General features: G+C 71.0%; 17 protein-coding genes and 1 pseudogene. 12 read left to right on the top strand and 6 right to left on the bottom strand.

Translation table 11 applies throughout. The features are described from left to right. Nucleotides 1–215: 215 nt before the first annotated feature. The 4 genes from LN251_RS25485 to LN251_RS25470 form a co-directional block, all read right to left on the bottom strand. Nucleotides 216–941, bottom strand: coding sequence for a class I SAM-dependent methyltransferase (locus tag LN251_RS25485; RefSeq protein WP_458246424.1), 726 nt, complete (start codon nt 939–941; stop codon nt 216–218). A 174-nt stretch (nt 942–1,115) separates the two neighbouring features. Continuing rightward, nucleotides 1,116–3,629 (bottom strand): SpoIIE family protein phosphatase, encoded by a 2,514-nt coding sequence (locus tag LN251_RS25480; protein ID WP_458246423.1) that lies wholly within the window; start codon nt 3,627–3,629, stop codon nt 1,116–1,118. Nucleotides 3,630–3,773: 144 nt separating this feature from the next. After that, the gene (locus LN251_RS25475; RefSeq protein WP_458246422.1) at nt 3,774–6,149 is read right to left on the bottom strand and encodes an MFS transporter; all 2,376 of its coding nucleotides are present in this window, start codon (nt 6,147–6,149) and stop codon (nt 3,774–3,776) included. A 169-nt stretch (nt 6,150–6,318) separates the two neighbouring features. Next, nucleotides 6,319–6,762, bottom strand: a complete 444-nt coding sequence (locus tag LN251_RS25470) for an SRPBCC family protein (protein WP_362988179.1) — start codon at nt 6,760–6,762, stop codon at nt 6,319–6,321. Nucleotides 6,763–6,952: 190 nt separating this feature from the next. Between LN251_RS25470 and LN251_RS25465 the strand changes: the two genes are divergently transcribed. From LN251_RS25465 to LN251_RS25455, 3 genes and pseudogenes are all read left to right on the top strand, one after another. Next, nucleotides 6,953–7,996: an Rv2578c family radical SAM protein gene (locus LN251_RS25465; RefSeq protein ID WP_458246421.1), complete on the top strand. Its 1,044-nt coding sequence runs from the start codon at nt 6,953–6,955 to the stop codon at nt 7,994–7,996. Nucleotides 7,997–8,131: 135 nt separating this feature from the next. After that, nucleotides 8,132–9,709, top strand: coding sequence for an alpha/beta hydrolase (locus LN251_RS25460; protein ID WP_458246420.1), 1,578 nt, complete (start codon nt 8,132–8,134; stop codon nt 9,707–9,709). Between the two features lie 58 nt (nt 9,710–9,767). Continuing rightward, nucleotides 9,768–10,168 (top strand): annotated as a pseudogene (locus LN251_RS25455) (RidA family protein). A 25-nt stretch (nt 10,169–10,193) separates the two neighbouring features. Here the strand turns inward: LN251_RS25455 and LN251_RS25450 are convergent. Next, nucleotides 10,194–10,769, bottom strand: coding sequence for an adenylosuccinate lyase (locus LN251_RS25450; RefSeq protein WP_458246419.1), 576 nt, complete (start codon nt 10,767–10,769; stop codon nt 10,194–10,196). A gap of 394 nt (nt 10,770–11,163) precedes the next feature. On the opposite strand from LN251_RS25450, the gene LN251_RS25445 reads away from it, so the two are divergent. From LN251_RS25445 to pssA, 9 genes are all read left to right on the top strand, one after another. Then, nucleotides 11,164–12,969, top strand: a complete 1,806-nt coding sequence (locus LN251_RS25445; protein ID WP_458246418.1) for a 3-hydroxyacyl-CoA dehydrogenase family protein — start codon at nt 11,164–11,166, stop codon at nt 12,967–12,969. A gap of 160 nt (nt 12,970–13,129) precedes the next feature. After that, nucleotides 13,130–13,945, top strand: a complete 816-nt coding sequence (locus tag LN251_RS25440; RefSeq protein WP_458246417.1) for a TetR family transcriptional regulator — start codon at nt 13,130–13,132, stop codon at nt 13,943–13,945. Nucleotides 13,946–14,355: 410 nt separating this feature from the next. Then, a complete protein-coding gene (gene ccrA / locus LN251_RS25435) occupies nt 14,356–15,699 on the top strand; it encodes a crotonyl-CoA carboxylase/reductase (RefSeq protein WP_458246416.1) in 1,344 nt (447 codons plus the stop codon). A 17-nt stretch (nt 15,700–15,716) separates the two neighbouring features. Continuing rightward, on the top strand, nt 15,717–17,765 hold the full coding sequence (locus tag LN251_RS25430) for a protein meaA (RefSeq protein WP_458246415.1): 2,049 nt from the start codon (nt 15,717–15,719) through the stop codon (nt 17,763–17,765). Continuing rightward, nucleotides 17,762–18,721: an HpcH/HpaI aldolase/citrate lyase family protein gene (locus tag LN251_RS25425; RefSeq protein WP_058922167.1), complete on the top strand. Its 960-nt coding sequence runs from the start codon at nt 17,762–17,764 to the stop codon at nt 18,719–18,721. Before LN251_RS25430 ends, LN251_RS25425 begins: the two co-directional genes overlap by 4 nt. A 5-nt stretch (nt 18,722–18,726) precedes the next feature. Then, nucleotides 18,727–19,233, top strand: a complete 507-nt coding sequence (locus LN251_RS25420) for a MaoC family dehydratase (RefSeq protein ID WP_458246414.1) — start codon at nt 18,727–18,729, stop codon at nt 19,231–19,233. Nucleotides 19,234–19,238: 5 nt separating this feature from the next. Next, nucleotides 19,239–20,444 carry an acyl-CoA dehydrogenase family protein gene (locus LN251_RS25415; protein ID WP_058922169.1) on the top strand — a complete coding sequence of 402 codons (1,206 nt, stop codon included), beginning with the start codon at nt 19,239–19,241 and terminating at the stop codon, nt 20,442–20,444. A gap of 170 nt (nt 20,445–20,614) precedes the next feature. Beyond that, nucleotides 20,615–21,271 (top strand): phosphatidylserine decarboxylase, encoded by a 657-nt coding sequence (locus tag LN251_RS25410; protein ID WP_458246795.1) that lies wholly within the window; start codon nt 20,615–20,617, stop codon nt 21,269–21,271. Nucleotides 21,272–21,293: 22 nt separating this feature from the next. Then, the gene (gene pssA, locus LN251_RS25405; protein ID WP_058922171.1) at nt 21,294–22,112 is read left to right on the top strand and encodes a CDP-diacylglycerol--serine O-phosphatidyltransferase; all 819 of its coding nucleotides are present in this window, start codon (nt 21,294–21,296) and stop codon (nt 22,110–22,112) included. A gap of 121 nt (nt 22,113–22,233) precedes the next feature. Here the strand turns inward: pssA and LN251_RS25400 are convergent, their stop codons facing one another. Beyond that, on the bottom strand, nt 22,234–23,364 hold the full coding sequence (locus LN251_RS25400) for a glycerate kinase (RefSeq protein WP_458246413.1): 1,131 nt from the start codon (nt 23,362–23,364) through the stop codon (nt 22,234–22,236). Nucleotides 23,365–23,407 lie beyond the last annotated feature (43 nt).

Raw genomic sequence — 23,407 nt, 5'->3', positions numbered from 1 at the left:
CGACCGGCGTCCCGGGGGCCTTCCCGTGCGCTGCCAGGGCCGTACGGCCGCCCGGAGGGCGCGGCGGACTGCCCCGACCCCGCCCGCTTCGAGGTCGTCCGCTACCGGCGGCCGGCGCCGGCCGTGTGCCCGGTGCATCTGGGGCCGTCCCTGCTGATGGCGGGCGATGTGCTGTGGCCTGCTCAGGTGTCACTGGTCCGCTAGCGCGGCGGCCCTCAGCTCACGCGGCCCGCCACCAGCCACTTCGACGGCAGTTCGATCCGTGCGCCGTCGGCGGTGAACTCGGTGGTGACGAGCGGTAGTTCGCCGGCGGCGAGCACCGTGAGGCCGGCCGCCGTCAGATACCCGGGCACGTCGTCGTCGGCGACCTCACCGGGCGCGAGACCGTGCCGGAAGACCGGGGCGAGCTTGGGCGGCGGGCCGGAGGGGCCCTGCGCCAGGCCCACCAGGACGGGCTTGGCGGTCTCGGACAGTTCCACGAGGAAGGCACGCCCCCGCTCGCCCACCAGCGTGGCGATGCCGTCCGCCATGGCCTGCCGGGCGTCGGGCTCGACCTGGTGCAGGACGCCGCGCATGTAGACGTTGGCGTCGCCGAGTTCCGCGTGCAGCGTCTCGGTCTCGTTCTTCTCCACGGCGTCGAGCACCCGGTAGCCGGCCTGGCCCGCGGGGTCGGCCTGCCGGGCGTGCTCGACGGCGGCGGCGGACAGGTCGGCGCCCACCACGTGCCGGAAGCGGTCGGCGAGGAAGCGGGTCTGGGTGCCGTTGCCGCAGCCGAGGTCCACCATCGCCAGGCCCGAGTCGACCAGATGGGGCGCGAACAGGCCGAGGTGGACGCCGGCGGTCAGGGCCGGCTCCGCGTCCCAGAAGACGGCTCCCTCCTCCTCGGGAGCCTCGCGCCAGAAGCCCTCCCAGGCCTCCCGGTACCTGCTCGTCACGCTCATGTCCGTCTCCCCAGGGTGCGCCGCGAACCCGTCCCGAGTGACGGGCCAGTACGGTCTACCGCGGCCCCGGCACGGCTACAAGCGCGTGGCGCATTCCTTCACGCCGCTTTCGACAGGTGTGCGCGCCTGGCGCATCGCACGCTCGCCCGTGGGGCGCGGGTGGCCGATGGGGCGTCAGCGCCGCGGCAGCGTGAGCTCGAACCAGACGGTCTTGCCGGTCGTCGTACGGCTGGTGCCCCACTCGCGCGCGAGGGTGCTCACCACGCGCAGTCCGCGCCCGAAGTCGTCGTACGGTTCGGCGCTGAGCAGGGTCGGCAGCTCGTGGTCGTCGTCGTCCACCTCGCACAGCAAAGTGTCGCCGCGGACGAGACGCAGCAGGACCGGGCTGCCGTGGGAGTGCCGTACGGCGTTGGTGACGAGCTCGCTCACCGACAACTCGGCCTGGGCGGCGAGTTGCGCCAGCCCCCAGGCGTGGAGCTGTTCGCGGACCACGGCTCGCGCGCGGGAGACCTCGACCGGGTCGAGGGAGAGCCGCCACTCGGCGACGTCGTCGGCGTCGATGCCGTTGAGCCGGGCCATCAGCAGGGCGACGTCGTCCTTGCGGCCGCCGCGTCCCGCCGCCGAGAAGGTCGCGGCGAGGGCGCGGATGATGGCGTCGCAGGCGTCGTCCATGGACGCGGCGGGGTGGGCGGCGGACTCGCTGAGGGCCGCCAGGCCCACGCCGATGTCCTCGCCGCGCACCTCGACCAGCCCGTCCGTGCACATCACGATCCGGTCGCCGGGCTCCACGCGCACGCACACCGCCTCGAACGGCACCCCGCCGACGCCGATGGGCGCGCCGGTGGGCAGGTCGAGCAGCTCGCTACGGCCGTCCTCGGCCCGCACCAGCACCGGCGGGATGTGGCCGGCGTTGGCGAGGTGCAGTTCGCTCGCGATCGGGTCGTAGACGGCGTACAGGCAGGTCGCGAGGTAGGTGTCGCCGAGGCGCTGGGCGAGGTCGTCGAGGTTGCGCAGGAGCTGGGCGGGCGGCAGGTCGAGGGCGGCCATGGTCTGCACGGCCGTGCGCAATTGGCCCATCATCGCGGCCGAGTTGAGGCCGTGGCCCATGACGTCGCCGACGACCAGGGCGGTTCGGGCCCCGGGCAGCTTCACGGAGTCGAACCAGTCCCCGCCGACGCGTCCCAGCAGGGTGCCGGGCAGGTAGCGGGTGGCGATGTCGCAGCCCGGCATGCGCGGCGGGATGTGCGGCAGCATGCTGTCCTGGAGGGTCTCGGCGACGCTCTCCTGGTAGGTGTACATGCGCGCGTTGTCGAGCACGAGGCCCGCGCGGGCGGCGAGTTCGGCGCCGGTGACGCGGTCCATGTCGTGGAAGACGGGCCGCTCCGGGTGGCGCAGCAGGATCATGAAGCCGAGGACGACGTTGCGTGCCTTCAGGGGGACGACCAGCATGGAACGGTTGGTGATCAGCGGCCGGATGTCCCGCTTCTCGAACTGCGAGGCGATGGCGTGTCCCATCTCCTCGCTGATGCGCGGCACGAGCACCGGCTCGCCGGTGGTCATGCACTGGAAGAACGGCGTGTGCGCCGGGAACGGCATGGCCTCGCCGACCGGCACGACGTCGTCCCACCGGCCCGGTTCGTCGGTGTGCTCGACGGCGACCCGGTGCCACATGGTGGTGGTGTCGGGGACGCCCTCGGGGAACCCCTCGCCGGCGACGACCTGTTCGCGCAGATAGGTGCCGGCGACGTCGGTGAAGCGCGGGACGACGGCGCGGCTGACCTCGAGGATCGTCGTGGCCAGGTCGAGGGAGGTGCCGATGCGGCCGCTGACCTCGTTGAGGAACTCCAGGCGTTCGCGTACGGCGGCGTATTCCAGGTCCTCGGCGTCGTCGGCGAGTTCCCGGGGTATCGGTAATCCTTCGGCGGCGGCACGCGCGGCCCGCTCGCGGCGGGCCCGGCGCTGCACGCGGCGGGGCACACCCCAGTCGGGGGTCACGGGCACCCGGTCGTTCTGGCTGAACTCCAGTACCGGGTAACCCAGTTCGAGGACCTGCGCGACGATCCGGGCGCTTTCGCCGACGCTCATGCTGGGCAGGATCTCGGGCAGCCGGCCGGCCAGTTCCTCGGCTCCGGGGAAGTCGGTGTGCAGGGCGAAGCCGGGTGCGATCCGTTCGAAGGCCAGGTCGTCGTCGGGCTCGTCCTGGTGGAGCCTCGCGGTGTCGGCGGCGAGCACGAGAAGCCGCTCCCGGCCGGGGCCCACCAGCGGGTACGCCCACCACAGCACGTCGACGCGGTCGCCGGAGCGGCCCGGTTCGCTTTGTCCGGGGACGGTCAGGCGGGCGCGGCCCGCGGCCGGGTAGGAGAACCTGCCGTCCAGCGACGAGTCGAGGCCGGGGCCGAGGCCGTCGTAGGCCGCGAACGCCCCGTACTCGGGGATGTCCTCCTCCTCGGGCAGCACGCCGGAGACGGGCAGCAGGTCGACGGCGGCGCGGCCGATCGCCTCCTCCTTGGGGACGCCGAACAGTCGGCGTGCGCCGGTGCTCCAGTGGGAGACGAGGCCGCCGCGGTCCACGACGACCACGGCCAGCGGGACCCGGCCGGTCGCGGCCTGGCCGTTCGCCGCGCCGTTCCCGGATCCGAGGCTGGGAGGTGTGTCCCTCTCGGTGCCACGGTCAGCGCCACTTTCCATGGCCCAGGCCCTCTCTCCCCATGGCTCGGCAAGATCTGTGCCGCCTGCTCCACCGTACGGCTCCGGCCGTCGGCGGTGTGCGGCAATGCGCGAATTCGTGCCCGGCGCGACCGCCCGCGCGCGGGGGCGCACTGCGGGGTCCGGTCAGTCCTCGTGGCTCAGTTGCAGGTCGCGCTCGGTACGGCCGCCGCCGGCCACCTGGAGCACGGTGGCGACCGGCGGGTAACCGGCGGCGATGACGGTGTACTCGCCGGTGGCCAGGTCGGTGAAGCGGAACGTCCCGTCCGGGCCGGTGGTGAGCGAGTCGACGACGTTGCCCGCTACGTCGAGCAGGGTCACGCGCGCGTCCTCGACGAGCCGTCCGCCGCTCGCGCGCACGGTGCCGCGCAGGACGGCGCCGCCGGTGAGCTCGACGTCCTGGCGGGTCTCGCGGGAGGCCCGGACGGTGACCGGGAGGGCGACCGGGCGGTACGTGTAGGCGCTTGCGGCCAGGGTGTACTCGCCGGCGACGAGTTCGGTGACGAGGTAGCCGCCCTCGGGTCCGCTGCGGGTGGTGGCGACGACCTCGCCGCGCACGTCGGTGAGGGTGAGCGTGGCGTCCGGTACGGGTGTGCCGTCGGCGGTGCGCACCTGGCCGGCGAGGCGCCCGGCGCCGCCGAGGACGATGTCCAGCTCGACGGGGCGCTCGCCCACGGTGACGGTGACGGCCTGCGGCTGGTGGCCGCCCGCGGCGGCGATCAGCACGTACGGGCCCGCGCCGGGCGTGGACAGCCCGTACCGACCGTCCTCACCGCTCGTGCCCCGGCCGATCTGCTGACCGGTCACGTCGATCAGGGTGAGCGCCGCGCGGGCCAGTGCGGTCCCGTCGGAGTGCCGCACCGTGCCGTGGACGGTGGGGGCGGCGGTGTTAGGCGTCCGGACGCCGGGAATCCGGGCGTCGGTGACTGGGTCCGTTTCGGCAGCGTGGTGGGACACCAGTGGTTTCTCCTTGAGGAAGAAGGCGAGGAGCACACCGAGGGCGAGCACCGGCACGAGGCGGAGGAAGATGCCGGGCATGGCGTCGGCGTACGCCCGGACGTAGTCGTCGCGCAGCGGTGCGGGCAGCGCGTGCACGAGCCGCGGGGTGAGGGACTGCGGGTCGGGGAGCGCGGCGCCCGCGCGCGGGGGGAGGCGTTCCCCGAGCGCGTCGGTGAGCCGGCCGGCGAAGAGGGTGCCGAAGACCGCGGCGCCGACACTGCCGCCGATCTGCCGGAAGTAGTTGTTCGCGCTCGTCGCCGTGCCGAGGTCGGCGGGGCGTACCGAGTTCTGCACGGCGAGGATCAGCACCGGCATCACCATGCCGATGCCGGCGCCGAGCACGGCCATCCAGAGGCCGTACTGCAGCCGGGGCGTGTCCACCTGGAGGCGGGACAGCAGCCACATGCCGACGCAGGCGACGGCGCTGCCGAGCACGGGATAGACCTTGTAGCGCCCGGTGTGGCTGATGAGCTGGCCGCAGACGACGGAGGCGCCCACGATGCCGCCCATCATGGGCAGCATGAGCAGCCCCGACTCGGTGGCGCTGGCCCCGTCGACCATCTGCAGGTACGTCGGCAGGTAGCCGGCCGCGCCGAACAGCGCGACGCCGATCACCAGGCCGACCAGGCCGGTGACGACGAAGACGGGGTCCCGGAACAGCCGCAGCGGGATGAGGGGTTCGGCGGCGAGGTGCTCGGCGACGAGGAAGAGAACGGCGGCGGCGACGGCCCCGGCGCCCAGGCCGAGGATCGTCCGCGAGTGCCACGCGTACTCGGTACCGCCCCAACTGGTCAGCAGCACCAGGCAGGTGGAGGCGGCGGCCAGCAGCAGGGCGCCCGGAACGTCGATGCGCCCCCGGCTCCGCGGCTTGGGCAGTTTCAGTACGGCGGTGACGACGGCCAGGGTGACCAGGCCGAAGGGGACGTTGAAGTAGAAGCACCAGCGCCAGGAGAGGTGGTCGGTGAAGTAGCCGCCCAGCAGGGGGCCGGCGACCGAGGCGAGTCCGAAGGCGGCGCCGATGAGGCCCATGTAGCGGCCGCGCCGCCGCGGCGGCACGATGTCCGCGATGATCGCCTGCACGCCGGTCATCAGGCCGCCCGCGCCGACGCCCTGGACGGCGCGGAAGGCGATCAGCTGGTCCATGGACCGCGCGCGGCCGGCGAGTGCGGCGCCGATCACGAAGACGACGATGGCGAACTGGAAGACGCCCTTGCGGCCGAGGAGATCGCCGAGCTTGCCGTAGACCGGCAGTCCGATAGTGGCCGTGAGCAGGTAGGCGGTCATCGTCCACGACATCCGGTCGAGGCCGTGCAGCTCACCGACGATCCTCGGCAGCGCGGTGGCGACGATCATCTGCTCCAGAGCGGCGAGCAGCAGCGCCAGCATCAGCCCGACGAAGACCAACCGCACCCGGCGCGGGCTCGGTTCGGCCGTCGCCGCCGGTGCCGGATCGGCACTGGGCGCGGGCGCCGTCTCCTCGTGCGTCAGAGTGGTCCCGCCCACGTGCCGCTCCCCTCGTCGCGCCTGCCGCACAATTCCCGCGTAAGCGACAACTGCGAGCAAGCGCGGCGAGTTACGGAGTGCGGGGGCGCCGGCCGGAGATCCACTCGAACCGGTGAGAGGACCGGTGGGCGGGAACTACGCGGGGCAACGCCCCGCGTTCACCGCCGACTTACTTCTCCACCTCGGTGGCGAGCTTCGCGAGCACGGCGTCGTAGATCCGGGCGAGGCCCTTGGGCGCGAAGGTCTTCTCGAAGAAGCCGCCGATGCCGCCGGCGCCGTTCCAGACGGTGGTGACGACCACGCGGGACGTGCCCTCGCCGGCCGGGGTGACCGTCCAGGTGGTGACCATGGAGGAGTTGCGGTCCTTCTCCACGAGCTGCCCGTCGGTGGGCTCGGTGACCTCCAGGAGACAGTCGCGGACGCGCTTGCTGGTGGCCTGGAGCTTCCAGTGGACGAGGGTGCCCTCGCCGTCGCCGCCCTCGCGCACCTCGTACTCGCTGAAGTGCTCGGGCAGCAGCTTCGCGCGCGTGCCGCTGTAGTCGGCGAGGGCGTCGAACACCTTCTCCGCGTCCGCCGCGACGACCCGCTCAGTAGTGGCCTCGACCTGCGCCATCGATTTCCTCCAGGACTTGCGTTCTCGGGGTTGGGGCAAGCCAACCACCCCCGCCCACGGCCACCCAAATCGGGGTGCCCCAGGGCGGCACACAGGTGTCTCGAGGGTGTCGGAAGCGATCAGAAACAGCCCTTGCACGATAATTCGAACACGTGTTTCACTCTCGGGGTAGCGGCACCGAGGAGGCGTCATGCGCTGGGAGAACCTCACAGTGGAGTCCGGCGGCCACAGCCGGGCGGCCGACGCCGCGCTGTTCGGCGCGGACGCGGTCGTGAGCAGGACCTTCGACACGCCGGAGTTCCGCGGGATCACCTTCCACGAGGTGCGGGCCCGCTCGATCGTCAACCGGGTGCCGGGGGCCTCGCGGATGCCGTTCGAGTGGACGGTCAACCCCTACCGGGGGTGCTCGCACGCGTGCGTGTACTGCTTCGCCAGGAAGACGCACACCTATCTCGACCTCGACTCGGGGCTCGACTTCGACTCCCAGATCGTGGTCAAGGTGAACGCCCCGGAGGTGCTGCGCCGCCAGCTGGGCTCACGCCGCTGGCAGGGCGAGCACATCGCGATGGGCACCAACGTCGACTGCTACCAGCGCGCGGAGGGCCGCTACCGCCTGATGCCGGGCATCCTGTCCGCGCTGCGCGACCACGCCAACCCCTTCTCGATCCTGACCAAGGGCACGCTGATCCTGCGCGACCTGGACCTGATCGTGCAGGCGGCGCAGGTGACGGACGTCGGCATCTCGGTCTCGGTCGGCTTCACCGACCCCGAGCTGTGGCGCACGGTGGAGCCGGGCACGCCCGCACCGGAGCGCCGCCTTGAGGTGGTGCGGGCGTTCACGGACCACGGCATCGGGTGCGGTGTGCTGATGGCACCGGTGCTGCCGTTCCTGAGCGACCACCCGGGCCAACTGCGCGCCACCGTGCGCGCCATCGCGGCGTCGGGGGCCACGTCCGTCACTCCCCTGGTGCTGCATCTGCGCCCGGGCGCCCGCGAGTGGTTCATGGCCTGGCTGGCCCAGCGGCACCCGCATCTGGTGGCACGCTACGAGCGCCTGTACGCGGACGGCGCGTACGCCCCGAAGTGGTACCAGCGCCGGATCACCCGTCAGGTGCACGAGCTGGCCCAGGAGTACGGCATCGGCCCCGCGCGCGCGGGGATGCCGCGGCGGGTCCGGCCCCCGGAGCCGGCCGGGACGGACGTCGCCGAACCGACCCAACTTTCGCTGATCTGAGAGCAATCGAGCGCATCCCGCGGCCCGATCGGGTCAACTATCGCCAGAACGAGTTCTTCCAGCGCCACGGGCCGGGACGATTCGGCGAGGACCGTGACCTTCACGGTCCGACCCCCTCCGTCCTGGGAGGACTCCATGAGACAACGCGCAGCCGTGCTGTGCGCCGCCGCCGTCGTGGCCGGCACGGTCACGGCCGGCCCCGCCGACGCGAGCGCCCCGGGCACCGCGGACACCGTCCCCGCCGCGAGACTCGCCTGGGAGAGCTGCGGCACCACCGACTATCCGACGCTCCAGTGCGCGTCCCTCAAGGTCCCGCTCGACCACGACGACCCGCACGGCAAGCAGATCACCCTCGCCCTGTCGCGGGTGAAGCACACCACGAAGGAGAGCCTGGGCCCGCTGCTGGTCAACCCCGGCGGACCGGGCGGCAGCGGCCTCACCCTCGCCGGGTTCGTGGCGTCCTCGCTGCCCAAGGCGGTCGCGTCCCGCTACGACGTCGTCGGCTTCGACCCGCGCGGGGTGGGCAGGAGCAGGCCCGCCCTGAACTGCGCACCGGGCCACTTCGACGCGGTGCGGCCCGACACCGTGCCGGCCACTCCCGCGACGGAGCGGGCCGGGCTGCGGCGCGCCAAGGCTTTCGCCGCCGCCTGCGGCCGCACGTACGCGAGCGTGCTGCCGTACATCGACACCGTCCAGACCGTGCGGGACATGGACGCGATCCGCGCGGCGACCGGGTACCGGCGGACCAGCTACTTCGGCTACTCCTACGGCACCTATCTCGGCGCCGTCTACGCCAAGTTCTTCCCCCAGCGCGTCAAGCGCCTGGTCCTGGACTCGATCGTCGACCCGACGGGCGTCTGGTACGACGACAACCTCGCGCAGGACTACGCGTTCAACGACCGCCACCGGGCCCTGATGTCCTGGATCGCCAAGTACGACTCGACGTACAGGCTGGGCACGGATCCGGAGCGGATCGAGGCCAAGTGGTACGCGATGCGCGGGGCGCTCGCGAAGAAGCCGGCCGGCGGCAAGGTGGGCGCCTCCGAGCTGGAGGACACCTTCATCCCCGGCGGCTACTACAACGGCTACTGGCCCTACCTCGCCGAGGCGTTCGCGGCCTACGTGAACGACAAGAACGCCGATCCGCTGGTCGAGGCGTACGAGAACTTCGGCGCGCTCGACGCCTCCGGGGACAACGGCTACAGCGTCTACACCTCGGTGCAGTGCCGCGACGCGCACTGGCCGCGCCACTGGAAGCAGTGGCACAAGGACACCTGGGAGGTGTACGACAAGGCGCCCTTCATGGCGTGGAACAACGCCTGGTACAACGCGCCGTGCGCGTTCTGGCCGACGGACGCGCCGCGGGCCCTGAACATCGCCAACGGCAAGCTGCCGCCGGTGCTGCTGTTCCAGGCGACGAACGACGCGGCCACGCCGTACGAGGGCGGTCTGACGGTCCACCGGATGCTGGCCGGTTCGAGTCTCGTCGTCGAGGAGGGCGGCGGGAACCACGGCATCACGCTCAGCGGCAACGCCTGCCTGGACAAGCACCTCGCGAACTACCTGTCCGACGGCACGGTGCCGCGCGGTGCCGGGGAGATCGACGCGGTCTGCCAAAGGCTGCCCGATCCCAAGCCGCTGACCTCCTCGAAGGCGGCCTCGCCCTCGGCCCGCGGTTCGGCGCTGCACGGCCTGGTCGGCTTCCGCGGCTGATCCGTCGGCGGTCCGGGCGGGGGCGGCCGTTGTCAGACCCGTGGTCCACCATGGACGCATGAGTGAGCTGACCAGGATTCCCGGCCCCGACGGCGTCTTCCCCGCCGCCCAGTACAGCCATGTGGTCATGGGCACCGGCCGCCTCGTCGCCGTCGCGGGCCAGATCGCGGTGGACGGGGACGGCAAGCTCGTCGGCAAGGGCGACCCCGGGGCGCAGCCCGCCAGGTCTTCGAGAACCTCCGCCGCTGTCTGGCCGCCGCCGGCGCCTCCTTCGACGACGTCGTCAAACTCACCTACTTCGTGACGGACATGGCCCATATGCCGGCGATCCGGGCGGCCCGCGCCGAGCACATACCCGACGACCGCCTGCCGGCCGCCTCGGCGGTGCAGGTCGCCGCGCTGGTCCGGCCGGAGTTCCTGCTGGAGATCGAGGCGCTCGCCGTGCTCGGCGGTTCGTGACGCCTCGGCGCCGTCCGACTCCGCGTCACCGCTGTCGCGGGATGCGCGCCAGCGCCCGCACCGCCGCCTCCGCGAGGGCCGGGTGCGCCAGGGCCTCGTTGAGCACCTGCCGGGCGCGGGCGTCCTGGAGCGTGCCGAGCCCCTCCACGCAGGCGAGGGCCACCCGGCGATGGGGGTCGTGCGGACGCAGCCTGCGTTCCAGCGTCGTGATCAGAGCCGGTACGGACTCCGGGGCGCGCAGCTCCGCCAGGAGGCGGACCGGGTGCAGGGCGTAGGCGACGCGGAGTTCGTTGGTGGCGAGGGCGGCCGCAGCGCGGGCGGTGCGGGGGTCGCCGAGGCGGGCCAGGGCGTAGGAGGCGGAGGCGCAGCGCTGCGGGTCACGGTGGTTGAGGAGCAGGACGAGGGACTCGAAGGCGCGCCGGTCGCCGGCGAGGCCGAGCCGGAACGCGGCCAGTTCCCTGGCCCACAGCGGCTGCCCCGGCTCGGTGAGGACGCCGGCCAGCTCGTCGAGGTCTTCGGTCGCCGTGAGCCGGTCGTACGCGACGGACCCTCCGGACTCCTGCCGTACACGCTCCGTGAGTGATCGCAACTCTTCGTCCATGGCATCGAGATTAGAGGGACCGTCGAGCGCTCGGGACGTACATCACAAACACGGGGTCTGGCGCGCTCGTTACCCACCGGTTAAGCTCATACGAGCGAGTTACCCACTCGCACCCCCTCGTGGCGGCCTGGTGACGCAGCCGTCGTGAGAGCAGTCGGTTCGGTACCTCATGTACCGCAGCACGACCCGGCCCCGGGACAGGGCCGGTCGGATTCCGCCGTTCGCTCCGGGCGTGTGCACGCCCACCGGCGACGGCACCGGGCGTGTGCGCTCGCAGCCCGGCAACACCCGCATTCATCCACGCACCCGGTGCGCCAGGGCACGGCTTCGGCCGGGCCGGTCTCGGCGCACCCGGGGGCGCTTCCAGTCGTCACCCTCATTCCTGGAGTCCGCGATGGCCACTCCCCTGTCCCAGCCCCCTCACTCCCCCCTCTCGACCGTTGCCGTCGTCGGTCTCGGCACCATGGGCACCGGCATCGCCGAGGTCCTCGCCAAGGCCGGCCGTCAGGTCGTCGGCATCGACATCAGCGAGGCCGCCGCCGCCAAGGCGCTCGCCGCCCTGGAGGCCGCCACCGCCCGCGCCGTGGAGAAGGGCCGGCTGACCGAGCAGGAACGCGCCGACGTCCTCGCCCGCGTGCGCGTCTCCACCGACCTGCGCGCCGCGGCCGACGCCGACCTGGTCATCGAGGTGGTTCCGGAGTCGTACGAGATCAAGCACCAGATCTTCCGCGAGCTCGACACGATCGTGCGTCCGGAGACGATCCTGGCGACCGGCACCAACGCCCTGTCGGTGACCCGCCTGGCCGCCGACTCGGCCCGCCCCGAGCGCATGCTCGGCCTGCACTTCTTCAACCCGGCGCCCGCGATGAAGCTGGTCGAGGTCGTCTCCTCGGTCCTGACCGCGCCCACCGCCGTCGCGGCCGTCACCGACCTCGCCCTCGACCTCGGCAAGGAGCCCGTCGCGGTCGGCGACCGGCCCGGATTCGTCGCCGACGGCCTGCTGTTCGGGTACCTCAACCAGGCGGCCGCGATGTACGAGGCGAAATACGCCTCCCGTGAGGACATCGACGCCGCGATGCGGCTGGGCTGCGGTCTGCCGATGGGCCCGCTCGCCCTGCTCGACCTGATCGGCATCGACACCGCGCGCACGGTCCTGGAGGCCATGTACGCCGAGTCGCACGATCGGCTGCACGCGCCCGCACCGATCCTCAAGCAGCTCAGCGAGGCCGGTCTGACCGGCCGCAAGTCGGGCCGGGGCTTCTACAGCTACGACGCTCCCGGCAGCGCGACGGTCGTGCCGGACGCCCTCACCCCCGCCTCCGGCGACCTGGCGGCGCCCGGCCGTCCGGTCCGCTCCGTCGGCGTCGCCGGTTCGGGCACCATGGCCTCCGGCATCGCCGAGGTCTTCGCCAAGGCCGGCTACGACGTCGTCCTGGCCGCCCGCAGCGAGGAGAAGGCGCAGACCGCCAAGGCCCGCATCGGCAAGTCCCTGTCGCGCTCGGTCGACAAGGGGCGGATGACGGCCGAGGCCGCCGCGCAGACCCTGGAGCGGATCACGCCTGCCGGGTCCTACGAGGCCTTCGCCGACGTCGACCTGGCCGTCGAGGCGGTCGCCGAGGACCTGGAGGTCAAGCAGCAGCTGTTCCAGGCGCTGGACAAGGTCTGCAAGCCGGGCGCGGTCCTGGCCACCACGACCTCCTCGCTGCCCGTCGTCGCCTGCGCCCGCGCCACCTCGCGCCCGCAGGACGTGATCGGCATGCACTTCTTCAACCCGGCGCCGGCGATGAAGCTCGTCGAGGTCGTCCGTACGGTGCTCACCGCCGACGACGTCCACTCCACGGTCCGCGAGGTCTGCGTCAAGATCAGGAAGCACGCCGTGGACTGCGGCGACCGGGCCGGCTTCATCGTGAACGCGCTGCTCTTCCCGTACCTCAACAACGCGATCAAGATGGTGCAGGAGCACTACGCGTCCCTGGACGACATCGACGCGGCGATGAAGCTGGGCGGCGGCTACCCGATGGGCCCCTTCGAGCTGCTGGACGTCGTCGGCCTCGACGTCTCCCTCGCGATCGAGAAGGTCCTGCACCGCGAGTTCCGCGACCCGGGCCTCGCTCCGGCCCCGCTCCTGGAGCACCTGGTGGCCGCGGGCTGCCTGGGCCGCAAGACCGGCCGCGGCTTCCGTGAGTATGCCCGCCGCTGACGGCGTCGGCGACTGGTTCAGAGGCGAGAAGGACTGGGGCGGACTGCTCGAGCCGGGCGGCCACCCCGCGTCCGCCGGACCCGGCACTCCCCCGCCCGCGGAGGGCGGGGGAACCCCGGTACATGCGCGCCAAGCTGCGCACATGCAGTACGTTCGGGTCATGTCCCAGCCCGCCAAGTCCTCACGTACACCAGCTACGCCCGACGCGCCGGAGAGTGCCGCAGGCAGCCGAGCCGCCGCCCAGCGGCTCAAGATGCGCCGAGAACTGGCGGCCGCGGCCATGGAGCTGTTCGCGACCAAGGGCTACGAGGCGACCACCGTCGACGAGATCGCGGCCGCGGCCGGGGTCGCCCGCCGCACCTTCTTCCGCCACTTCCGCTCCAAGGAAGAGGCGATCTTCCCCGACCACGACGACACCCTCATCCGGGCCGAAGCGGTGCTCAACGCGGCTCCCGCGCACGAGCACCCGCTGGACACGGTGTGCCGGGGCATCAAGGAAGTCATGCGGATGTACGCGGCGCGGCCGGAGATCTCGGTCGCCCGCTACAAGCTGACGCGCGAGGTGCCCACCCTGCGCGAGGCGGAGATCGCGTCGGTGGCGCGCTACGAGCGCCTCTTCACCCGCTACCTGCTGGGCCACTTCGACGAGCACGCGCACGACGACGACGCCAACGACGACCCGCTGCTGGCCGAGGTCGCCGCGTCCGCGGTGGTCACCGCCCACAACCACGTCCTCAGGCGCTGGCTGCGGGCCGGCGGACAGGGGGACGTGGAGGCGCAGCTCGACCACGCCTTCGCGATCGTGCGCAAGACGTTCGGGACCGGCATAGGGGCCGGCCGCTCCGGCGCGCCGAAGCCGGCCGCCGCCCCCGCCTCGGTGTCCGCCCAGGGCGAGGTCCTGGTGGCGGTGGCGCGTACCGACGCGCCCCTGGACGAGGTCATGCGCACCATCGAGCGGGCCCTCAAGGAGCGCTGAACGGCGGTTCGCGGTGTGATGACGGCCACCCTTCGGGGTGGCCGTTTTGCCATGTCAGGGCACCTTTTCGCGCGGATTTCAGAGGCAGTTCGATCGATCATCGCTCATTTGTTACGTAAAGATTTCACCTGAGAGCAACTCCTGGCACTCAGTGCCTTGTCACGTGACACGCGGTGTCATACCTTGAAGGAGTCCGGGCGGCCGGCGTGCAGACCACGCGCACGTCGGCTGTCCCCTCAAGCCCCTGGCTTGCGCGCCCGGACGCCTGCGTCACAGGCACCCTCCCGCGCCACAAAGCGCTGCCGAACAGCACGACCGCCGAACCGACGGCACCTTCGAAAACCCTCAGCAGCACACCGACGTGACCCTCAGCGTCTCCCCTCAAGACGCCATTCGCCGGAGGCAACACCGTGACCGTGAAGGACATCCTGGACGCGATCCAGTCGACCGACTCGACGGCGGCGGACTTCGCCGCTCTGCAGCTCCCCGAGTCGTACCGCGCGATGACCGTGCACAAGGACGAGACGGAGATGTTCGCGGGCATGGAGACCCGCGAGAAGGACCCCCGCAAGTCGCTGCACCTCGACGAGGTGCCCCTGCCCGAACTCGGCCCGGGCGAGGCCCTCGTGGCCGTCATGGCCTCCTCGGTCAACTACAACTCCGTGTGGACCTCGATCTTCGAGCCGCTGTCCACCTTCGGGTTCCTGGAGCGCTACGGCCGCACCAACGAGCTCGCCAAGCGGCACGACCTGCCGTACCACATCATCGGCTCCGACCTCGCGGGCGTCGTCCTGCGCACCGGCCCGGGCGTCAACGCCTGGAAGCCCGGCGACGAGGTCGTCGCGCACTGCCTGTCCGTCGAGCTGGAGTCCTCCGACGGCCACAACGACACGATGCTCGACCCCGAGCAGCGCATCTGGGGCTTCGAGACGAACTTCGGCGGCCTCGCCGAGATCGCCCTCGTCAAGTCCAACCAGCTGATGCCGAAGCCCGGCCACCTCTCCTGGGAGGAGGCCGCCGCCCCCGGCCTGGTCAACTCCACCGCCTACCGCCAGCTGGTCTCCCGCAACGGCGCCGCCATGAAGCAGGGCGACAACGTCCTGATCTGGGGCGCGAGCGGCGGCCTCGGCTCCTACGCCACCCAGTTCGCGCTGGCCGGCGGCGCCAACCCGATCTGCGTCGTCTCCAGCGACCAGAAGGCGGACATCTGCCGCTCGATGGGCGCCGAGGCGATCATCGACCGCAACGCCGAGGGCTACAAGTTCTGGAAGGACGAGAACACCCAGGACCCCAAGGAGTGGAAGCGCTTCGGCAAGCGCATCCGCGAGCTCACCGGCGGCGAGGACATCGACATCGTCTTCGAGCACCCCGGCCGCGAGACCTTCGGCGCCTCCGTGTTCGTCACCCGCAAGGGCGGCACCATCACCACCTGCGCCTCGACCTCCGGCTACATGCACGAGTACGACAACCGCTACCTGTGGATGTCCCTGAAGCGGATCATCGGCTCGCACTTCGCCAACTACCGCGAGGCCTGGGAGGCCAACCGGCTGATCGCGAAGGGCAAGATCCACCCGACGCTGTCGAAGACCTACTCCCTCGAGGAGACCGGGCAGGCCGCCTACGACGTGCACCGCAACCTCCACCAGGGCAAGGTCGGCGTGCTGTGCCTCGCCCCCGAGGAGGGCCTCGGCGTGCGCGACGAGGAGATGCGCGCCAAGCACATCGACGCCATCAACCGCTTCCGCAACATCTGAGACACCCGGGGTCATAGATGACTGAGCGTCAGCCCGCCGACGGCACGCGGGAGAAGGACCGGCCGTGGCTCATGCGCACGTACGCCGGCCACTCCACGGCCGAGGCGTCCAACGAGCTGTACCGGCGCAACCTCGCCAAGGGGCAGACGGGCCTGTCCGTGGCCTTCGACCTGCCCACGCAGACCGGCTACGACTCCGACCACATCCTCGCCCGCGGCGAGGTCGGCCGGGTCGGCGTGCCGATCGCGCACCTCGGTGACATGCGCCGGCTGTTCCAGGACATCCCCCTGGAGCAGATGAACACCTCGATGACGATCAACGCCACCGCCATGTGGCTGCTGGCGCTCTACCAGGTCGTCGCCGAGGAGCAGGGTGCGGACATCACCAAGCTCCAGGGCACGACCCAGAACGACATCGTCAAGGAATACCTGTCGCGAGGGACCCATGTCTTCCCGCCGGAGCCCTCACTCCGGCTGACGACGGACATGATCGCGTACACGGTCTCCCACATCCCGAAGTGGAACCCGATCAACATCTGCAGCTACCACCTGCAGGAGGCGGGCGCCACGCCGGTCCAGGAGATCGCGTACGCGATGTCCACCGCGATCGCGGTTCTCGATGCCGTGCGCGACTCAGGGCAGGTCCCCGCCGAGAAGTTCGGGGACGTCGTGGCCCGCATCTCCTTCTTCGTGAACGCGGGTGTCCGCTTCGTCGAGGAGATGTGCAAGATGCGGGCGTTCGGGCGGATCTGGGAGAAGATCACGCTCGAGCGGTACGGCATCGAGAACCCCAAGCAGCGCCGCTTCCGGTACGGCGTCCAGGTCAACTCCCTCGGGCTGACCGAGGCGCAGCCGGAGAACAACGTCCAGCGGATCGTGCTGGAGATGCTGGCGGTGACCCTCTCCAAGGACGCACGCGCCCGTGCCGTGCAGCTCCCGGCCTGGAACGAGGCGCTGGGTCTGCCCCGCCCCTGGGACCAGCAGTGGTCGCTGCGGATGCAGCAGGTGCTCGCCTACGAGAGCGACCTGCTGGAGTACGACGACATCTTCGAGGGCTCGAAGGTGATCGAGGGCAAGGTCGCCCAGCTCGTCGAGGACTCCCTCGCCGAGATCGAGCGGATCCAGGAGATGGGCGGCGCGATGGCCGCCGTCGAGTCCGGCTACCTCAAGTCGCAGCTCGTCTCCTCGCACGCCGAGCGGCGCGCCCGGATCGAGTCCGGCCAGGAGAAGATCGTCGGCGTCAACATCTTCGAGACGACCGAGCCGAACCCGCTGACGGCCGATCTCGACACGGCCATCCAGACGGTCGACCCGGCCGTCGAGGCACGGGTGATCGCGGGCCTGCAGCACTGGCGCGACACCCGCTACCAGCCGCCCTTCAACCACCCGCGCCCCTGCAAGGCGCTGGAGCGGCTGAAGGAGGCCGCCAAGGGCACCGACAACCTCATGGACGCCACCCTGGAGTGCGCCCGCGCCGGTGTCACGACCGGCGAGTGGGCCGGGGCCCTGCGCGAGGTGTTCGGCGAGTTCCGCGCGCCGACGGGGGTCTCCTCCGCGCCGGTCGCGGTGGCCGCCGAGGCGGGCTCCGCGCTCGGCGAGGTGCGGCGCAAGGTCGACGCCACCGCCCGCGACCTGGGCGTCGGCAAGCTGCGCTTCCTGGTCGGCAAGCCCGGCCTGGACGGGCACTCGAACGGCGCCGAGCAGATCGCCGTGCGGGCCCGCGACGCCGGCTTCGAGGTGGTCTACCAGGGCATCCGCCTGACGCCGGAGCAGATCGTGGACGCCGCCCTCGCCGAGGACGTGCACGCGGTCGGCCTGTCCATCCTCTCCGGCTCGCACGCGCAGCTCGTGCCGGACGTCCTGGAGCGGCTGCGTGTGGCCGGTGCCACAGACATCCCCGTCATCGCCGGTGGGATCATCCCCAATGGAGATGCCGAGCAGCTCAGGGCCGCCGGAGTGGCCGCCGTCTTCACCCCGAAGGACTTCGACATCACCGGGATCATCGGCCGCATCGTCGACGAGATCCGGAAAGCGAACAAGCTCGACCCCCTGGAGGTCCCCGCATGACCGTCAACCGTCTCCGCCCGCGGCGCTCCTGCCTGGCCGTGCCGGGCTCGAACCCCCGCTTCCTGGAGAAGGCTCAGGGCCTCCCGGCGGACCAGGTCTTCCTCGACCTGGAGGACGCGTGCGCGCCGCTCGCCAAGCCCGAGGCGCGTCACACCATCGTGAAGTTCCTCAACGAGGGTGACTGGACCGGCAAGACGCGGGTCGTGCGGGTCAACGACTGGACGACCGAGTGGACGTACCGCGACGTCGTCACGGTCGTCGAGGGCGCCGGCCAGAACCTCGACTGCATCATGCTGCCGAAGGTGCAGACGGCCCAGCAGGTCGTCGCCCTGGACCTGCTGCTGACCCAGATCGAGAAGACCATGGGCTTCGAGGTCGGCAAGATCGGCATCGAGGCGCAGATCGAGAACGCGCAGGGCCTGAACAACGTCAACGAGATCGCGCAGGCCTCCCCGCGCGTCGAGACGATCATCTTCGGCCCGGCCGACTTCATGGCGTCCATCAACATGAAGTCGCTGGTCGTGGGCGAGCAGCCGCCCGGCTACCCGGCGGACGCCTACCACTACATCCTGATGAAGATCCTGATGGCCGCCCGCGCCAACAACCTCCAGGCGATCGACGGCCCCTACCTGCAGATCCGCAACGTCGAGGGCTACCGCGAGGTCGCGCAGCGCGCCGCCGCGCTCGGCTTCGACGGCAAGTGGGTGCTGCACCCGGGCCAGGTCGAGGCGTCCAACGAGATCTTCTCGCCCTCCCAGGAGGACTACGACCACGCCGAGCTGATCCTGGACGCGTACGACTACTACACGTCCGAGGCGGGCGGCAAGAAGGGCTCCGCGATGCTCGGCGACGAGATGATCGACGAGGCCAGCCGCAAGATGGCCCTGGTCATCTCCGGCAAGGGCCGGGCCGCCGGCATGCAGCGCACGTCGAAGTTCGAGATCCCGGAGGCCTGAGCGCGATGCAGTTCGGACGCACCTACGAGGAGTTCGAGGTCGGGGCGACGTACAAGCACTGGCCGGGCAAGACGGTCACGGAGTACGACGACCACCTGTTCTGTCTCCTCACCATGAACCACCACCCGCTCCACATGGACACCAACTATGCGGAGAAGACGACGGACTTCGGCAAGAACGTCGTCGTGGGCAACTACATCTACTCCCTGCTGCTCGGCATGTCCGTGCCGGACGTGTCCGGCAAGGCGATCGCCAACCTGGAGATCGAGTCGCTCCGGCACGTGGCGCCGACCTTCCACGGCGACACGATCTACGGCCAGACGACCGTGCTCGACAAGTGGCCCTCGAAGTCGAAGAACGACCGCGGGATCGTCTACGTCGAGACCAAGGGCTACAAGCAGGACGGCACGCTGGTCTGCGTCTTCCGCCGCAAGGTGATGGTGCCGACCGAGACGTACATCAAGGAGCGCGGCGGCGAGCAGCCCGGCCGCCCGGAACTTCAGGAGGGCTGAGCCCCATGGCGCGCCTCGCCCAGACCGCCGGTCTGACCGACATCCAGCAGGAGATCCTCTCCACGGTCCGCGACTTCGTGGACAAGGAGATCATCCCGGTCGCCACCGAGCTGGAGCACCGCGACGAGTACCCGCAGGCGATCGTCGACGGCCTCAAGGAACTCGGCCTGTTCGGCCTGATGATCCCCGAGGAGTACGGGGGCCTGGGCGAGTCGCTCCTCACCTACGCCCTGTGCGTGGAGGAGATCGCCCGCGGCTGGATGTCGGTCTCCGGCATCATCAACACCCACTTCATCGTGGCGTACATGCTCAAGCAGCACGGCACGCAGGAGCAGAAGGACCACTTCCTGCCGCGCATGGCGGCCGGCGACATCCGCGGCGCCTTCTCCATGTCGGAGCCGGGCCTCGGTTCGGACGTGTCCGCCATCACCTCCAAGGCGGTCAAGGACGGCGACGAATACGTCCTCAACGGCCAGAAGATGTGGCTGACGAACGGCGGAACGTCAAGTCTGGTCGCCGTACTCGTCCGAAGTGATGAAGGACACCCCGAGGGCACCGCGCCCCACAAGTCGATGACGACCTTCCTCGTCGAGAAGGAGCCCGGCTTCGGAGAGGTCCGCCCCGGCCTCACCATCCCCGGGAAGATCGACAAGATGGGCTACAAGGGTGTCGACACCACCGAGCTGATCATGGATGGCCTGCGGATTCCGGCCGATCGGGTGCTCGGCGGCGTCACCGGCCGAGGTTTTTACCAAATGATGGACGGCGTCGAGGTTGGGCGCGTGAATGTGGCGGCGCGTGGTTGCGGCGTCGCTCAGCGTGCCTTCGAACTCGGCGTCCAGTACGCCCAGCAGCGCCACACTTTCGGCAAGCCGATCGCCCAGCATCAGGCGATCCAGTTCAAGCTCGCCGAGATGGCTACCAAGGTCGAGGCCGCGCATGCGATGATGGTGAACGCCGCACGCAAAAAGGACTCCGGGGAACGTAACGACCTTGAGGCCGGCATGGCGAAGTACCTCGCCTCCGAGTACTGCAAGGAGGTCGTGGAGGACGCGTTCCGGATTCACGGTGGCTACGGCTTCTCGAAGGAGTACGAGATCGAGCGTCTCTACCGTGAGGCACCGATGCTCCTCATCGGTGAAGGTACCGCCGAGATCCAGAAAATGATCATCGGTCGCAGGTTGCTCGAAGAGTATCGATTCCAGGGCTAGATGTCCGGATACGGGGTGTTTTCTTGGAGAAGAAGATCACACCCCGTCAACACTCTTCGGCCGCCGACTCGGCTTCCTGGCTTGCCCAGTTGTGGCCGTCGCCCGGTACGATCCCCGGAAAGCCGCCGTCCCCCGTTACAGCGCGGCATCATCCGCTACGAAGGTCATCCATGCCCCACAGCCAAACCTCTGCACCACGCGACAGCCTGGCAGGCGTACGTCTTGCGCGCGGAGCATCGCCGTGGCTTCTCCCGACCGTCGCCACCGCAGCCCTCAGCCTGGCCCGCGCCCGCCGCTCCGGCGTCGCCAAGGCCGTGGCCGTACCCGCCACCGCGCTCGCGGCCGGCATGCTGTGGTTCTTCCGCGACCCGGAGCGTGAGATCGCCACGGGCCGGGTCATCTCCCCCGCCGACGGTGTGGTGCAGAGCATCATGCCGTGGAAGGACGGCCGTACCCGCGTCGCGATCTTCATGAGCCCGCTGAACGTCCACGTCAACCGCGCGCCGCTCTCCGGCACGGTGACGTCGGTCGAGCACATCCCCGGCGGGTTCGTTCCGGCGTTCAACAAGGAGAGCGAGAACAACGAGCGCGTCGTCTGGCACTTCGACACCGAGCTCGGCGACATCGAGATGATCCAGATCGCCGGCGCGGTGGCCCGCCGCATCGTCCCCTACATCCCGCAGGGCACGAAGGTCGAGCAGGGCGACCGGATCGGTCTGATCCGTTTCGGCTCGCGTGTCGACATCTACCTGCCGGAGGGCGTGGAGGTCGCCGTGGAGGTCGGTCAGAAGACCGTGGCTGGGGTGACTCGCATTGACCGTGATTGATCCTGATACCCAGACGGGCTGGGTGCCCGGGGCGGACGAGGTCGACGACGAGGAGGAGATGCCTCTTTCTCTCCGCCTCTCGATAGCGGACACCCTCACCCTCGGCAACGCCACGTGCGGCTTCATGGCGGTGTACTTCACCACCACCGGCATCCTGATCCCGCACCTCACCGGCGACCAGGAGACCGGCATGGCCCGCCACAGCGCGGCCACGGCGGTCATCCTGATGCTGTGCGCCGCGGTGTTCGACCTGTTCGACGGTCTGGTCGCGCGCAAGCTGCGCTCCTCCCCCATGGGCGCGGAGCTGGACAACCTCTCCGACCTGATCAGCTTCGGACTGGCGCCGGCGTACTTCGTCCTCGTCTACGGCATGGTCGCCGACGACGCGCACCAGAGAGTGGCCGCGGTAGGGGCGATCGTGGTGCTCCTGGCCGTCGTCCTACGACTGGCGCGCTTCTCGTGCGTGACCGTCCCGAACGGGATGTTCCAGGGCATGCCCTCGCCGTTCGGCGCGCTGACGGTCGTCTCGATCGTCCTGCTGGAGCTGCCCTTCGTGGCGACCCTGCTGGCGATCCTGGGCACCGCCTGGCTGATGGTGAGCCGGGTCGAGTACCCCAAGCCGCGCGGCCGCCTCGCGGTCGCCATGCTGTCCTGGATCGTCGTGTCCATGGGTCTGCTCGCCGCCTGGGCCTTCGACGCCCCCGGCGGCCAGCTGCTCCTGCAGACGGGCTGCGCGCTGCAGCTGGTCACGGGCGCGGTCATCCCGCTGTTCGCCACGGCCCGCCGGGTGAACAACTTCCGCGGCAACCGCCGCGAGGCCCGCGCGGCCCAGCTTCCGTAGCGGACGCTGTCGTACGACGGCGAAGGGCCCCTAGCCGGACGGCTCGGGGCCCTTCGCCGTACCCGGGGCTTCCCCGGGCCGGGACGTCACGCCCTCAGGTCCCTCAGGTCCCTCAGGTCCCTCAGGTCAAGAAGTCCCGCCCGATCTGCTCCGCCACCCGCTCCAGGATCGGGCCGGCGTCCATGATGCACTTCGCCACGTCCGGTTCGATCTCCGTCAGGGCGTACGCCCGGCGGATGCCCGCCCGGCCGAGGGCCTGCGGCGGCAGGGCGAGCCGTCCGCAGACCGCGACGACCTCCTTGTCCGCCGCGCGGGCCGCCGCGGCGACGCCCGCCGGGGCCTTGCCGTGCAGGGTCTGCTCGTCCAGGGAGCCCTCGCCGGTGATCACCAGGTCCGCCCGCTCCAGCGCCGGGGCGAAGCCCAGCACGTCGAGCATGACCTCGATGCCGGCACGGAAGCGGGCGCCGAGCAGAAGGGCGCCGTAACCGATGCCGCCCGCCGCGCCCGCTCCCGGGGAGGCCGCGTGCTCGGCCGCCGTCGGGCCCACCGTCTCCTCCAGCACCTTCGCGTAGTGCGCGAGGGCCGAGTCCAGGGCCGCCACGTCGTCCGGGGAGGCACCCTTCTGCGGGCCGTACACGGCCGGGGCGCCCTTCGGGCCGGTCAGGGGGTTGTCGACGTCGCTGGCCAGGATCAGTTCCACGTCGGCGAACCGCGGGTCCAGGCCCGACAGGTCCGCCGTGGCCAGGTCGCCCAGGCCACCGCCGCCCGGCGGGACGGGCTCGCCGTCCGCGTCGAGGAAGCGGGCGCCCAGCGCCGACAGCATCCCGGCGCCGCCGTCGGTGGTCGCGCTGCCGCCGACGCCGAACACGATGGTGCGGGCGCCCGCGTCGAGGGCGGCCCGCAGCAGCTCGCCTGAGCCGTACGTGGAGGCCGTCAGCGGCGCGAAGACGCCCTGGGGCAGCCGCTGCAGCCCGCTCGCCTCCGCCATCTCCACGACCGCCGTCTCGCCGCGCAGCGCGAAGGCCGCGGTCACCTCGTGGCCGAGGGGCCCGGCGACGCGCACCTCCCGCCGCTCGAAACCGGCGGCGACCGCCGCGTCCACGGTTCCGTCGCCGCCGTCGGCGACCGGCAGCGACGCCACCTCCACGGCCGGCACGACCCGGCGCAGGCCGGCCGTCACCCGCTCGGCGACCTGCACGGCCGTCAGCGACCCCTTGAACTTGTCCGCGGCGATGAGCACGCGCTGTGTCACCAGTTTTCCCCTCGCTCTCCGGGCCTCGCGCACGTCAAGGCCA

This window comes from Streptomyces sp. MAI_2237 (assembly GCF_054189285.1).
This window is presented reverse-complemented; position numbering and strand designations above follow the sequence as displayed.

Coding starts and splice junctions, on each gene's coding strand:
- LN251_RS25445 (WP_458246418.1), top strand. CDS start 11,164: ATGGCCACTCCCCTGTCCCAGCCCCCTCACTCCCCCCTCTCGACCGTT.
- LN251_RS25485 (WP_458246424.1), bottom strand. CDS start 941: ATGAGCGTGACGAGCAGGTACCGGGAGGCCTGGGAGGGCTTCTGGCGC.
- LN251_RS25420 (WP_458246414.1), top strand. CDS start 18,727: ATGCAGTTCGGACGCACCTACGAGGAGTTCGAGGTCGGGGCGACGTAC.
- LN251_RS25460 (WP_458246420.1), top strand. CDS start 8,132: ATGAGACAACGCGCAGCCGTGCTGTGCGCCGCCGCCGTCGTGGCCGGC.
- LN251_RS25440 (WP_458246417.1), top strand. CDS start 13,130: ATGTCCCAGCCCGCCAAGTCCTCACGTACACCAGCTACGCCCGACGCG.
- LN251_RS25410 (WP_458246795.1), top strand. CDS start 20,615: ATGCCCCACAGCCAAACCTCTGCACCACGCGACAGCCTGGCAGGCGTA.
- LN251_RS25470 (WP_362988179.1), bottom strand. CDS start 6,762: ATGGCGCAGGTCGAGGCCACTACTGAGCGGGTCGTCGCGGCGGACGCG.
- LN251_RS25465 (WP_458246421.1), top strand. CDS start 6,953: ATGCGCTGGGAGAACCTCACAGTGGAGTCCGGCGGCCACAGCCGGGCG.
- LN251_RS25450 (WP_458246419.1), bottom strand. CDS start 10,769: ATGGACGAAGAGTTGCGATCACTCACGGAGCGTGTACGGCAGGAGTCC.
- LN251_RS25430 (WP_458246415.1), top strand. CDS start 15,717: ATGACTGAGCGTCAGCCCGCCGACGGCACGCGGGAGAAGGACCGGCCG.
- LN251_RS25480 (WP_458246423.1), bottom strand. CDS start 3,629: ATGGAAAGTGGCGCTGACCGTGGCACCGAGAGGGACACACCTCCCAGC.
- LN251_RS25425 (WP_058922167.1), top strand. CDS start 17,762: ATGACCGTCAACCGTCTCCGCCCGCGGCGCTCCTGCCTGGCCGTGCCG.
- LN251_RS25415 (WP_058922169.1), top strand. CDS start 19,239: ATGGCGCGCCTCGCCCAGACCGCCGGTCTGACCGACATCCAGCAGGAG.